Below are 13,803 nucleotides of genomic sequence, written 5' to 3'. Positions count from 1 at the left end.
CAGCGAAAATAGGCAGGAGTTGATGCGATTGTATCAGGTAACACTGATTCGGCTTTAAAAGATCTCCCGTGCCGTTTTAAGCAGTACCGGCTGCCTACAACCTTTAGCTTAACAGCCAAAAGGGTAAGCTAAAGGTTGTAGGAGCTTCCTTTGCAATAGAGAAAAATCTTTTCAGGCAGGAGATTTTCTATGACTGCTTCTACTGGGTTTCTGTACAATCTTTAGTTTTGTTCTGGCTTGCAAGTAACTACTTGATATACGTAAATGGATGAACTAATATTGGATAGAGGCAGCACAATAGAAAGCAACCTGCTGCAAGTTTCTGCTCCTGCCAAAGTACTACAATCGCCACCCCCTCCAGTTGGCATAAAAGGGCTTTTTGCCATAACTTTGCTTATGATCAGCAAGGTATTTCGGGTGAGCTCCTCTTTTTCGTCCTAAAATTCTGGGGTTTCTTGAGAATGGAATCTTCAGGACGAGGCACCCGTTACCTGCTTAATATTATTGCTAACCTCAGTATCGATTAGCAAGTGCCGCGGATCTATTCCCGCTTCCTCAGGTTTTTCTGTTACCTGAATTAAAATTTGATTTTTCCCGCTGTGAATTCTGTGCTTGCTCAAGTAGATTGTTCGTTGGCTGAAATCACTTCCTTTGCCAAAAAGGCCAATCTCAACCCAATCGTTCATCGGAGCAACCGTCACATCCCCAAGGTGGTTCACCTGCACTTTATTGGCAGACACATCCAGGGTTACCAGCCAGCCACTGTCAGCCTTTGTCACACCGACGGCGTTTGTTTCCAGCTCCCAGTAAGTATTTTTAGAAAATAGGTCTTCCAGCAGGTATTGTAGCGAATCAGGCGTTACCGCTTTTATCTCTGCATAAAAGTCCAGTGATGTTGCGAAAGGAGGCTCACCTGATTTATGCTTTTGTAACAAGTTCTGCAGTGCTTGATTTACCTGCTTTTCTCCCACATATTCCCGTAAGGCATGCATCGCTAACGGTCCCTTTCTATACTTTTGAAAATTATCTTTCGCCTGTAGAAGTGGTACAGAGGCTCTGCTCCTGGGATTCAGAAATTCCCTGCGCATGGTGTCCAGAAGTTTTTGCAAGTGCCCAGCGCCGTAAACCTGCTCCACAACGCCAAATGCACTATACCAGGCCAGACCTTCTGTTAAGAAAGGTGCTCCTTCAACATCGGCAGGTGTAAGCTGATGCCCCCACCATTGATGTGCCACCTCATGTGCTGCCACGGCAAAGGGAAGATCAAAGCCTCTGTTATCTCCGGCTGGATGCAGCAAGGCAAAGTTTGTTGAGTAACTTATAGCCCCAGGCAAGGAAATACCACCTGTTCCAGGGTCTGGGTATTCCACGAACTTTAGCAGATCATATTGATATGGGCTAAAGCTCTTCGAAAAATAGTCCAGGGACGCTTTCATTCCGTGTTCGATCCTGTCCAGGTTCAGCGCATGCTGCGGATGGTGAATAACCTGGAGAGCTGTATTGTTCCAGTTTGATTCACGCACTTTATAGCTGGCGGAATAGATATGGTACATATTCAGGATAGGATAATTAGCAACGTAGTGAAAATACTGTCTGCCATTTTCCATCCAAGACTTTCTGACGGCTCCAGGTGCAACGGCAATTTGCCCGGCTGTAGTGCCAATCGTCGCTTCAAACTGGATCCACTCCCGCCCGTTCCGGTCATACAGGGCTACAGTGTCATGAAGCGCTCCTGTCGCCAGCCGCTTGGGTAACTTATATTGGGCACGTAGCCCATCACTACGCAATTCACGGTCAGTTTGGTAACCGACAGCAGGCAACCATTCCCAGTTACTGATCCACGTGCCATTATTTATTACAGTTGCAGCAATTCCACGGTTAGTAAAACCTTTTGGCTGAAAGCGTATGTTATAACGCATCTGCAAAGAGTCTCCTGGCTGAAGAGACTGCTCCAGAGAATAGATGGCATACCCCAGTTCTTTATCATCAAGGACGATCCTGCCTTTCTGGTTAAAACTTATTTTGCTGGTTTCAACTTCTGCGGAAAGGGCTACATGTATAGAATCAATACTTTTTCCAGTACTGTTCTTGAGCTGATAAGTACCCTCTATGTAAGCTTCTCTTTTCTCAGGGTATAGCTCAATGCGCAGCGTAGTACCTGTAAGGTGTGGCTGTGGCATGCCTTTATGTTTGCCGTAAAGACGTTCATAATTTACCTGCCGCTCAATTCTTTCGGCTGCAGTATCATAGTCATTCAATATATTGGTGTTGTATAAGACCAGGCTTCCTGTTAAAACAACAAGTAAACATGCAAAGCCAACTGATAATGGGGAACGCTTGAGCCCTTTAAATGCCTGCTGAAACCGCTGTCTGAATCTGGTTTCTCTGCCCCTCACCCATAAGTACCTCGTTACAATCATAAAGAGTATAGCCCAGCCTGTCCAGTAGATTTTAAACAGAATCCAGGGACCGATAAAGGCGCTTTGACCGTAGAACACAGAAGAAGCCAACCCTGGATCTGAACCGAACACAAGCAGTTTGTGCTCAATGCCCAGTTTTGATGGCAGCAGCGTGTACAGGTAAAACATCAGCACCACTAAGTGCCCTACATATTTCTGATTTACCAGAACATGAATTACCATTGCCGCAGCGGCAAACAAAAGATAATCTATCAGTTGAAAACCAAAGAGGACCTGCAGGTATAAGCCAATCTCCAGTTGATAATATTCTTTCAGGAGCTGAAGGCTCATCCCTCCTAGCATTACGGCTGCTTGTAACGCTAGCAAAAGAAGCGTTAAAGCTAAATACTTACTACCAATCAGTACCGTGTCCGGCACAGGTGCCGCATCAGCAATATCATTTAGTCGCGCATCACGTTCCCGCCATACCAATTGCCCTGCAAAAAGTGTAATCAGCAATACAACAATCACTTCTATTGCGGTGTGGTTCATCAACGTAGTTATCCGGCTTGTAACAGGCAGCATCGCATGGGCAAAAGGGCCTTTGTTGGATATGCCCACAGCAAGGAAAGCGACAATGGCCATAACTGGAAAGGTCAAACCCGCCGGGCTCATTAAAATTTCCCGGAAAAAGCGCACTGCGAGCGCACTGGTTTGGTAGATGCTGGTTTTGATGTCGAATGACCTGGCAACAGGTAATACCTTAACCGGAAGCGAACGCTCCTCTACAGGCATGTCTGCAGAGGAGATAGTTGTCCGCTTCCACCGGAACCCTGATGTGTGACAGGCAAGCTGGAAGCGGGCATAGGCCATCAAGCCCACAGCAATTGAGATACACGACCAAAGGATACGGTTGACAAGCAGAGACCCTTTTAACTCAACTGATGCGGTGTTTGCCTGAAGCGGCGTTAGTGAACGCTGCAACGCACTTATTGCAGTTTGGCCAGAGGAATCCACCAGCTCAGCCAACTCCCAGTTCCCTGTGATTCCCAGACTAAACTGCCCAAGGATAAAAAGCAGTAAGCCACCGATATAAGCAGCCATGGCTCGCCGGCTAACCAACACGAAGGCATATAGCAGGGCTGTTGCGAAAAAGGCGCTTGGCAGGGTTAAAAATAGCCAGTCCTTGAGACAGGCAAGCGGACTGAACGGGCCGTATAAGGATGCATCTACTTCATAAGCATAGTGTCCAATTAGCAGGCTTAAAGCAACAGCCGCGAAAAGCAGTACACCAGCCAAAATAAAGGTGCCGAGAAACCGGCCGCCTAAATAGGCCATCTTGCTGATGGAGCTTGTGTAAAGAAGCGGATCCATCCGGGCCTGTATATCGCGCATGGCTCCATCGCCCACCAATGCCGCTACAAGCAGTAAGCCAAACCTATTCGAGAAACCTGAAAGATCCGCAACCGTCAACGGGGCATTCATGAGCACTACCTCCACCGTTCGCGCATACTCTACCAACTCATCCAGCACCATTAGCAGAAGTCCCACCACAGCAAAGAAATGGATCCAGACTGATGGCCGGCGCAACTGATAATATACTTCAAACCGGAAAATTTCCAAGGCCCTCATAGCGCCGCTCCCTTCTTTTGTAGGCTCTGGCCGGCAGTGTAATATCCTGCCATGGTGCTGAAATACACATCCTCCAGATCGGGTTCCACCAGTTCGAATCCATTACCCGGGTTTACCTGGCTGTAGATATGAATCATGGTTCTGCCGCTAACTAATTTGGTAGAGACTAGCTCATAGGTACGCTCCATAGAAGATAGCATGTTTTTCTCTATTACCCTGCGCCATATCTTTCCCTCGAGATCCTTAACCGCCTGCAGGGGTTGAGCCTCAAGCAGAATCTCACCTTTGTTGATGATAGCCATATTCGTGCATAGTTCAGCTACATCTTCCACGATATGGGTAGAAAGAATGACAACACTGCTTTCGCCCAATTCACTGAGCAGGTTCAGAAAACGTACCCGTTCTGCCGGATCAAGCCCTGCTGTCGGTTCGTCAACGATCAGTATCTTTGGGTTACCCAGCAATGCCACCGCTACGCCAAAGCGCTGTTTCATACCCCCTGAAAAGCCTCCTAACTTCTGTTTGCGCTTTTCCCAAAGGTTTGTTTGCCGGAGCAGGTGTTCCACCACTTCTTTCCGTGATGCCCGATGTGTAATGCCTTTAAGTATGGCAAAGTGATCAAGTAGTTTCCCTGCGGTAACATTTTTTAGGAGTCCGAAATCCTGGGGAAGATAGCCTAGGGTCTTGCGGACTACCTCCTTGTGTTTCACCACATCCGTATCCCCTAAAAACACCTGCCCTTCGTCAGGCTCCTGCAGAGTGGCTAGTATGCGCATCAAAGTGGACTTGCCGGCACCGTTAGGGCCTAATAAACCATACATGCCCAAAGGGATGTGCAATGATACATGCTGTAGTGCCTTTACGCCGTTGGCATAGGTTTTGGAAACGTTTTGAATGGATAAGCCCATTGTATAGATCTTATGTAGCTATTAGTGATTTAACAGAACCGGGCTTCTGGCTGGAGCATACTTTCCCGGAACCAGATGGCTTTTCAGAAGTTTTTGAAGCAACTATTATTTATAAGGAGCAGGTATAGCATCAGTGATAAATTATATATCCTTCTCTAATGCTTCTGTTCTATCTCCCCTGGTAAACAGCATTTTATTTTCTGCGGGAATGAACTCTAAGGTTAGGTTTGCCCGTTCAAATTTGAATTTGTTTTTCTCAATGGCTTCTAAATAGATAGGTTTCTGCCCTACTCCATCTGCCATCAAGACGCCGTTTGCAGTATAAATTTTGACTTTTAGTGGAAACGTCTGATTCCCATACACACCTTCTAAAGGTTTTAAATCTTCGGGTTTGTTAACATAAGGAGCTGAGAAAGAGGGTAGTTTATATTCTTTCCCAAAGGAGATACTAAAAATACCCTTCAGCAAGTCTATGGCAGGCATATCAACTCCGTTTGATGTATAAGCAAATGATATGTTTCTTACCGGATCAAGACATAAGACCGAAGAGAAATTATCTATTCTGCCTGTATGTCCTATCATCTTCTCCCCATCTATGTTTATCGGGTTCAGTCCAATTCCATAGCCCCCCTCCATCTCCTGCATTCTTTCCAGAGAGGTCTTGTTCACCAGCTCTCCGTTGGACAGGGCCCAAATAAAAGTATTAAGATCGGTAGGTGTAGAAACAATTAAACCTGCTCCCTGTGGAATACTGAAATGTGTTTCTTCTCCTTTATGCCAATTACCCATTTTAGCGTAAGAAAAGGCTTCCTTGTCTTTAGGGTTTATGGCCGAACCTAAATAGGTGTTTTTTAAACGAAGCGGTTTGGTAATTCTCCTTTTAAGGATTTTTGAAAAATCTTCATCTTCTATCTTTTCGGCTATATAGGTTAGCAACACATAATTTGTATTGGAATACTGCGTTCTTTCCCCTGGGTTGAAGACTGTTTCGTTGGTCTTGATTAATCCAAGGACCTCATCCTTGGTTTTAGGATTAAGCTTCCATCTATCAAAGGTGGGGGAATTAGTAAGGTCAAAAACTCCGCTTTGATGTTTTAAAAGGTGGAGCACTGTGATTTTATCTGCATGAGGCAGATCTGGGAAAAATTCGCTCAGTTTTGATTCGGTTGTTAATTTCCCTTTCTCCACAAGCTGCATGATAATAGTGGCGGTAAACATTTTTGAAACAGAGCCGATTCTGTATTTGGTATTTTTACCTGCCTCGATTTTGTGCTCGGTATCGGAATAACCAATTGACTTTTGATAGATTTCTTTTCCGTTCCTGAAGATAGATAGACTTCCCATTCCCTTCTGGTACTCCTCTACCATAGATAAAAGGCTGTCCAGTTTGGCTTTGTTTATTTCCTGTGCTTTGACGTTGAAAGCGACAAAAAGTAAACACGTTAAAAATATGATTCTTTTCATATCAGTAAATATTAAATGGTTATGGCAGTTTTTTGAATCAAAGCTGGTAAGGGTATTGTTTTATAAGCTATTTCAGGTGTCCTGCAGTGCTTTCACCAGCAGCAAGCACTGCGGAAGTACAGATTGTGATTAAGAGTGAACCCCATTGCGCCCAAGTGCTACATTGATTACCTTCAATCATATTTCCTGACCAAAGGAACCGAAACTGGAAAAGAATGGGAAAAGAGATATGCAAGGTCCGGAAAGTAATCGACCACCTACTGTTTTGCCTCTGCCATAGCACTTGAAGAGCGGATAAGCTGTTTTGCAGATTGATACACAAGCCTGGCAGAGTAGTTTAGATGTTAAGAGAAGGAAAAAATACCTTTGCTATATGAATGATATTAAAAAGAAGTTTACTGTTTTTCATCTCTCAGGCTGGCTGCTGACCTTCCTGTTTTTTTGTTGGGTATTCTGGAGTGAAGGTCACCCAAACTGGCTGTACTTATCAAGCACCATCATCCTGGCAGGCATAGCCGTTTTTTACAGCCATTTTCTCCTTTTAACACGCTATCTGAACAGGAAAAGGTACGGGCTTTACTTACTTGGCCTTACCGTTGTTTTACTGGCAGGCCCTCTTCCTTTTTTACTGGCGGAGGGGGGGAGTAATGATTTGAGCACTTTCCTGGATCAGTACTTTACTAAACTTTTCAGTATGGTTTTACTATGTGTGGTTCTTAGCTGGGGGGCACGGGCAACCGAGAACTGGTTTACCGATACCTTGAAAAGGGAAAGCTCTCAAAAACAAGCTGCACAGGCAGAACTGGCCTACCTGAAATCGCAGATCAATCCGCATTTCCTGTTTAACACTCTTAATAACATTCACACGTTGGTTTATAAGCAATCTGAGTCTGCACCTGATGCAGTAAGGTGCTTATCCTCACTGATGCGCTATATGATCTATGAGTCTACCGCTAATACGGTGCCTCTTGAGAGAGAAATAAACTACCTGCAGGACTATATAAGCCTGCAGCAGCTCAGGTATAAAAATGCACCCGTGGTAAATATAGACATAGCAGGAGAGATAAACTCCTGCGAAATTGCTCCGCTGGTACTCATCAACCTGCTCGAGAACACATATAAACACAGCCCGGCACGATTGAATATCGGTGACATAAAAGTTAAGATTGCGATAGGTGATAATAGCCTTACCTTCATGACGCATAATCCAATCAGAAGCACCGGTTCTAAACCACTGGACGAGCCTGGCGGGATTGGGTTGGATAATGTAAAAAAAAGACTGCAATTGCTATACCCTGGCCAACATACCTTAAAGGTAACAAGTAAGGAAGAGTTCTTTACTGTAGAGCTAACAATACCTTGTCACCACTTACAGAACCATGAGAGAGAAACTAACATGCTATATAATTGATGACGAGCACCTAGCACAGGAAATCCTGGAAGAGTATATTGCAAAAGTGCCTTTTCTGGAGCTAAAAGGCAGCTTTATGAGTCCTCTGGAAGCTTCCAGCCAATTAAAGAAAGATAATCCGGACCTGCTTTTCCTCGACATCAACATGCCTGACCTGGATGGCCTGAACTTCATCCCGATGCTGCACCCTCGTCCTTTAATCATTCTCACTACGGCCTATGATCAGTATGCCCTGCAAGCCTTTGAACTTAATGTGAAGGATTATTTGGTAAAGCCCTTTTCGTTTGAAAGGTTTTATAAGGGAGTTTTACGGCTGTTTCAGGAGCAAAGCAGTAAACAGCAGCCTTCTGAAACAGCCGTAGAACCGGCCTATATAAACGAACAGGAATACCTATTCCTGAAGGTTGGGCATCGCATACAAAAGATTGCCACCAGTGACATATGTTTTATACAAGGCATGAAGGATTATCTACAGATACGCACTGCCAAAGAGAAAATCCTGACGCTTACAAGTTTTGCTAAACTGGAAGAGCACCTCCCCGCCCACAACTTTGCCCGTGTGCACAAATCGTATATGGTGGCCATCGACAAGATAGATCACATTGAGAAGAATAGGATCTGGATAGCGGATCAGATCGTTCCGATCAGCGGCACGTATAGCGATAGATTCTTCAGGAAGTTGAAGGGCCTTTAGTATATTTTCTCATAGGCTATGAGACTTTTTCCAAGTTGACCAGATCGTTGTGGCAAAATCCAAATTTCCAAATTTCTAAATACTACTTAATTCAAATTGAGATTGTACACATCTGTTGACGGCTATGGAAAAAGGTTATATTGCACCAGTTTACAGGAGGGATTCAGTTAGGTAGTTATTTTTTGTTGATATAAACGTTTCAGTAAAGGCAGCACATAACAGCAGCCACAAAAGTGGCGTTTCAGTGGTTAACCCAACCTCTGTTCTTCTACAGAGGTTTCCGCTTGATTAACAGTGCAGTGCTCCGAAATAGCTGCTACCTTCTGATAGCTGCAAAACGTTGCTCCCCAACTATTAGACTCATTTAACCCTCTATTTCTGGTATGCGGGCAACGCCAGGTCGCCAATAAGTCAGTTGCCAAGGGTGGTGCATACAGCCCGTCTTGCCACTTTAGATTCCTTACCAAGTTTCTTCCCTTTCTGAAGGCAGCAAATACAGCAGTTGAGCTGTTTTGACAGCTGTGGAATCTGTACAAGTAACTATCGAAACCGCAGTGGCCGTTCCGCCGCTGGCTCGGGCTTATCTGGACCCTCTAGGCGTGCTTTATACCTTCATGAACGGATAACAGAGTTGCACAAACAAGTAGTGAAGTTGGGCGTCGGCGCTAACCCTGCTCCAAAGCTACTGCTGCTCCTTCTCCCTGATCATCTTCAGAAAGCCTTCGCGGTAGGTTTCCCCCACGGGTATGGACTTGTCCCCGATGTAGACGGTGTTGCCGTCGACCATCCTGACTTTGTCGATAGAGATGATGTAGGATTTGTGTACGCGGTAGAAAGGGGGCTGAGGAAGCTGCTCATCCAGGTCGCGGAGGGTTTGGTAGGTCACGATTCGCTCTGAGCGCAGAAAGACGGACACATAGTTCTTCAGCCCTTCCACATACAGAATGTCGCTGTAGTCTATCTTCAAGAACTTGTTCTTGCTCTCGCCTTTGATGAACATGTACTCAGGGGCAGGAGCCGGGGCAACTGGCGCAGGTGCGGCGGAAGCTACCGTCGGAGTCTGCTGCTGTGGCATCATGCCCTGTGCTTTGTGTGCCGCCCTTAGGAAACGGTCGAACGGGATAGGCTTGAGCAGGTAGTCTACCACATCGTGCTCGTATCCTTCCAGGGCATACTCAGGGTAAGCCGTTGTGAGTATAACTTTGCACTTGCCGCCGCAGATCTTCATGAACTGTATACCTGTCAGCTCTGGCATCTGAATGTCCAGGAACACCAAATCCACGCGTCCCTCCTGCACCCAGTTGATGGCCTCAATGGGACTGGTGGTGGTGCCCACCAATTCCAGGAACGGAACCTTCTGAATATAATCGGCTAATAGTTTGCCAGCGTACGCCTCGTCATCTACAGCTATGCAACGGATCATTTTAAGTTAGGGAGTTAAAGAGTTAGAAAGTTAAAGAGTTGTTATCCGAACTGGGATTCGCTGGGTGGGGTGTGGGTAAGGTTTATGTATCAAATGAACCTGCGACGGACAATGATCATGGTTCTTGATCCTGCCCATCGATTCTTTTGAGTCCTGATCTAATTCACCTGCTGCAGCTTAAGCCTTGTCTGGTACCGCTTCCCGTCTTCGCTTACATCCAATGTATAAGAGCCAGGGTAAAGCAGGTCGAGGCGGCGGCGGATGTTGGTAAGGCCGATGCCCGTGGTCTGGTCTTTCTGGCTTTGGTTGATGCGGTTGCTCACATCGAAGTACAGGCTGTCGTTGACTAGCTGCAGGTTGATGCTGACAGGCGCCGCGGCATCGTCCACCACACCGTGCTTCAGGGCGTTCTCAACAAATGGGATCAGCACCAGCGAAGGCACCCGCTGTCCGTTCACGTGGCCCTGAATGTTGAAATTCACAAAAAAATTATCTTCGAAGCGGAGGCGGTAAATGTTGATGTAGTTCTCCAGGTAATCCACCTCCTTCTGCAGCTCCACACGGCCGTCCTTGCTCTCGTAGAGCATGTAGCGCATCAGGTCCGACAGCTTGATGATGGCGTCGGCCAGCTTGTCGGACACAGGATAGGCCAGTGAATACAGGTAGTTAAGGGTGTTGTAAAGGAAGTGCGGGTTGATCTGCGTTTTCAGGAAAGCCAGCTCTGCCTGTGTCTTCTCCTGCTTTAGGGTACGGTTCTCGCGTTCCTGCTTCAGCGTTGCCTCAAAAGCCCACACCACGGCCCCCAGGAAGATGCCAGGCATGGCCCAGTACAGGTTGTCGAAAATGTAATAGGACAGCGAGGTGCCCGCGCTATAGTTGCTGAAACCGAAGAATACCTGGAAAAGCACTTCCTCTATGGTATAGCGCAGAAGTGTGTAGAGAAACATGACGGCTACAACGCTTACCGCCAGCACCAGCCAGTTTTTATACTTCATCCATAGCGGGAAGACCAGCAGGTAGCAGAGGTAAAACTCCACCAGGTGCAGCACATCCTGACTGATGTTAAGCAGCATGATTTTGTAGTCCCAGTTGTAGAGGAAGTAGCCCAAAAAGGTATAGCCGATGTAGAGCATCCAGCCCAACAGGTGCAGCGCTATCTTTTTTTGTGTCGCATTCATGTTCTAAAGCTAAAAAGAACTTCCCTCAACCGCACCTTTTTTATCCCAAACCCTTGCTTTGTGATGCCAACACCTGCTTTTCTTATATCACCCCCAGTTTCGCCGTTTTTTCGGTTTCGGATAATGTTTTGGGTGGTTCGGATAGTTTAATTCCTATAGTGCAGGGTATGCCGCACCTTTGGCTCAGCATCAACGAAACGAAAAACCTGAGCCATGAAAAATACATCTACCACCGCGACAAAAGACAAAGGACAAAAGGCGTTTAGAAGTCTTTTCATGTTATGCAGCCTCGCTTTCTGCTTAACCGCCTTTACTTCCAGGGCACAGACAGCCGCCGCAGTCAATGGCACGGTTACAGAGGCAGCCTCGCTGAAGCCGCTGGACTATGTGTCGGTGCTGCTGCTGCAGCTGCCAGACTCGGCGGTGGTAGCCTCTGAGATGACGGATGCCGCAGGCGCTTATGCCTTTGCCCAGGTGAAGCCTGGCAAGTACAGCGTCAAAGCCCTGATGGTCGGTTTTTCCCCTGCACAGAGCACCGCCTTTGAGGTAAAGCAGCAGCAGGTGCAGGTGCCGACCATAGCCATGCAGCAGAAAGCCAATGCCCTGCAGGAGGTGGTGGTAAAAGGACAGAAGCCGCTGCTGGAGCAGGAGGCGGACCGCGTGGTGATGAACGTGGGGCAACTGAACACCGCAGGCGACAATGCGCTGGAGGTGCTCAAGTATGCGCCTGGCGTGCGCCTGGACAAGGACGATAACATCATCTTCAGGGGAAGCGGCAGCGTACAGGTGATGATCAACGGCAAGATGACCTATATGTCTGGAGCGGAGCTGCAGAACTACCTGAAATCACTGCCTGCCTCGGCGGTCAGTAAAGTAGAGCTGATGGCAAACCCGCCTGCTTCTTTCGATGCGGCGGGCACAGCAGGAATCATCAACATTCAGCTTAAAAGAGACGAGACCCTGGGCATGAACGGGACGGCCAACGTGGGCGTGGGGCAGGGCAAGTACGAGAAGGTGTGGGGAGGCCTGAACCTGAACTATAACACAGGCAAGGTGAGTTTTTTCACCCGCCTGAACGCGGGCCACTATAACTCCTTCAACCGCCTGACGCTGAAACGCAACATCAACGACAGCCTCTACAACCAGGTAAACTACTGGCACCCGATCACCAAAAGCTACAATGTGACGGCGGGAGCCGACTATTTCATCAGCAAGAAGCATACTGTCGGCGTGATGGCAAAAGGCTATGCCTCGCCTGAACGCACGCTCACCACCAGTAACTCTGTTAACTATGATGCGGCTGGCACGGCCTTCGGGAGCATGGACATGACAAATCCCAAAGAAGCAAATTCCGACAACTACAGCCTGAACCTGAACTATAGGTTTGAGATCGACAGCACAGGGCGCACGCTCTCTTTCGATGCGGATTATGTGAACTACAGCAGCGAGGCCGAGGACCTGTTCACAAACAGCTTTTACGGTGCAGCGGGGGAAGTGGCGCAGGTGTCCACCCAATTGCGCGGTTTCAGCGGCGCCGAGGCGAGTATAAAATCTTTGAAAGCGGATTATGTGCACCCCTTCGGGAAAGGCTACAGGGCGGAGGCGGGCGTAAAGGCCAGCTGGGTAAGCAACGACAGCGACATCAGGTTTGAAGAGCTACAGGAGCAGGATTGGGTAAACGATAAGGGCCGCACCAACAGTTTTATCTACAGCGAAGCCATACACGCAGGCTACCTTAGCCTGAGCCGAAAGTTCAGCAAGAAGCTGAGTATGAAGGCAGGCTTAAGGGCGGAGCAAACAGCTGCCAAAGGCCATTCAGTTACCACAGGTGAGGCAGTGGACCGTGACTACCTGCGGTTTTTCCCGAGCGTTTTTGTTAGCTATAGTGCCAACGACAACAACCAGTTCTCGGCCTCCTACAGCCGCCGCATCAGCCGCCCCTCTTACAGCAGCCTGAACCCTTTCACGTTTTACTCCGATCCTTACACCGCCATGCAGGGAAATCCGTTTCTGCAGCCTTCTTTCTCTAACTCGCTGCAGTTTAACTATACCTACAAAAGCTTTCAGCTGCTGAGCATCAGCTATCTGGAGTCCAGCAACTTTGTGACGAGTGTGATCAAGCAGAACGACGAGACGAAGGTGAGCATCAGCAGGCCCGAGAACCTGAGCAAATCCACCTACCTGAGCCTTAGCAGCGGCGGCACGGTGCCTGTAAACGATTGGTGGACTTCGACGCTGCAGTTGGAGGGAAGCTACGCTACCGTTGCCACACCTGTTTTAGGCACAGACTACAGCAGGTCGCAAATCAGCTGGTCGGCCAGCGCAGACCAGAGCTTCACTTTGCCGAGAGACTACAGGCTGCAGCTTTCGGGCTACTACGGGTCTCCTTCGGTTGAGGGTTTGTACAACACCAGAGCCAATTACCAGATAGATTTAGGGGCCAAGAAAACCTTTCTGGACGGAAAAGCCACCGTTAGCCTGAAGCTGCGCGATGTATTCGACACCAGCCGTGCCAGAGCCACCTTAAACTACGGCAACGTGAACATGTACTGGCAAAACCAGTGGGAGAGCCGCCGCCTTAACCTGACATTCGACTATAAGTTCGGCAATAACAAAGTCAGAACCGCCCGCAGCCGCCGCACAGGCACAGGCGAAGAGGAGGGAAGGCTGTAATTATCTTTAAAATATCAGAAG

General features: G+C 47.7%; 9 protein-coding genes. 4 read left to right on the top strand and 5 right to left on the bottom strand.

Annotated elements, in window-relative coordinates:
* The first annotated feature begins 264 nt into the window (after nucleotides 1-264).
* Nucleotides 265-441, top strand: coding sequence for a hypothetical protein (locus LN893_RS14220; RefSeq protein ID WP_229971175.1), 177 nt, complete (start codon nucleotides 265-267; stop codon nucleotides 439-441).
* A 29-nt stretch (nucleotides 442-470) separates the two neighbouring features.
* On the opposite strand, the gene LN893_RS14215 is transcribed toward LN893_RS14220, so the two are convergent.
* The 3 genes from LN893_RS14215 to LN893_RS14205 form a co-directional block, all read right to left on the bottom strand.
* Nucleotides 471-4,031 carry an ABC transporter permease/M1 family aminopeptidase gene (locus LN893_RS14215; RefSeq protein WP_229971173.1) on the bottom strand — a complete coding sequence of 1,187 codons (3,561 nt, stop codon included), beginning with the start codon at nucleotides 4,029-4,031 and terminating at the stop codon, nucleotides 471-473.
* Entirely contained in the window at nucleotides 4,028-4,939 is a 912-nt protein-coding gene (locus tag LN893_RS14210; RefSeq protein WP_229971171.1) for an ABC transporter ATP-binding protein, read from the bottom strand. The genes LN893_RS14215 and LN893_RS14210 overlap by 4 nt, the downstream gene beginning before the upstream one ends.
* A 141-nt stretch (nucleotides 4,940-5,080) precedes the next feature.
* The gene (locus tag LN893_RS14205; protein ID WP_229971168.1) at nucleotides 5,081-6,403 is read right to left on the bottom strand and encodes a serine hydrolase domain-containing protein; all 1,323 of its coding nucleotides are present in this window, start codon (nucleotides 6,401-6,403) and stop codon (nucleotides 5,081-5,083) included.
* A gap of 373 nt (nucleotides 6,404-6,776) precedes the next feature.
* Here LN893_RS14205 and LN893_RS14200 point away from each other — a divergent pair, with 373 nt between their 5' ends.
* Both LN893_RS14200 and LN893_RS14195 read left to right on the top strand, forming a co-directional pair.
* Nucleotides 6,777-7,814, top strand: coding sequence for a sensor histidine kinase (locus tag LN893_RS14200; RefSeq protein WP_229971167.1), 1,038 nt, complete (start codon nucleotides 6,777-6,779; stop codon nucleotides 7,812-7,814).
* Nucleotides 7,783-8,508: a LytR/AlgR family response regulator transcription factor gene (locus tag LN893_RS14195; RefSeq protein ID WP_229971165.1), complete on the top strand. Its 726-nt coding sequence runs from the start codon at nucleotides 7,783-7,785 to the stop codon at nucleotides 8,506-8,508. The genes LN893_RS14200 and LN893_RS14195 overlap by 32 nt, the downstream gene beginning before the upstream one ends.
* A gap of 682 nt (nucleotides 8,509-9,190) precedes the next feature.
* Here the strand turns inward: LN893_RS14195 and LN893_RS14190 are convergent.
* On the bottom strand, nucleotides 9,191-9,931 hold the full coding sequence (locus LN893_RS14190; protein WP_229971163.1) for a LytR/AlgR family response regulator transcription factor: 741 nt from the start codon (nucleotides 9,929-9,931) through the stop codon (nucleotides 9,191-9,193).
* Nucleotides 9,932-10,089: 158 nt separating this feature from the next.
* On the bottom strand, nucleotides 10,090-11,109 hold the full coding sequence (locus LN893_RS14185; protein ID WP_229971161.1) for a sensor histidine kinase: 1,020 nt from the start codon (nucleotides 11,107-11,109) through the stop codon (nucleotides 10,090-10,092).
* Nucleotides 11,110-11,322: 213 nt separating this feature from the next.
* Between LN893_RS14185 and LN893_RS14180 the strand changes: the two genes are divergently transcribed.
* A complete protein-coding gene (locus tag LN893_RS14180) occupies nucleotides 11,323-13,782 on the top strand; it encodes an outer membrane beta-barrel family protein (protein WP_229971159.1) in 2,460 nt (819 codons plus the stop codon).
* Nucleotides 13,783-13,803 lie beyond the last annotated feature (21 nt).

The sequence above is a fragment of the Pontibacter harenae genome (assembly GCF_020907245.1).
In the GTDB taxonomy this organism is placed as follows: Bacteria; Bacteroidota; Bacteroidia; order Cytophagales; family Hymenobacteraceae; genus Pontibacter; species Pontibacter harenae.
The sequence above is the reverse complement of the archived record's forward strand: the minus strand, read 5'-3'. Positions and strand labels throughout refer to the sequence as shown.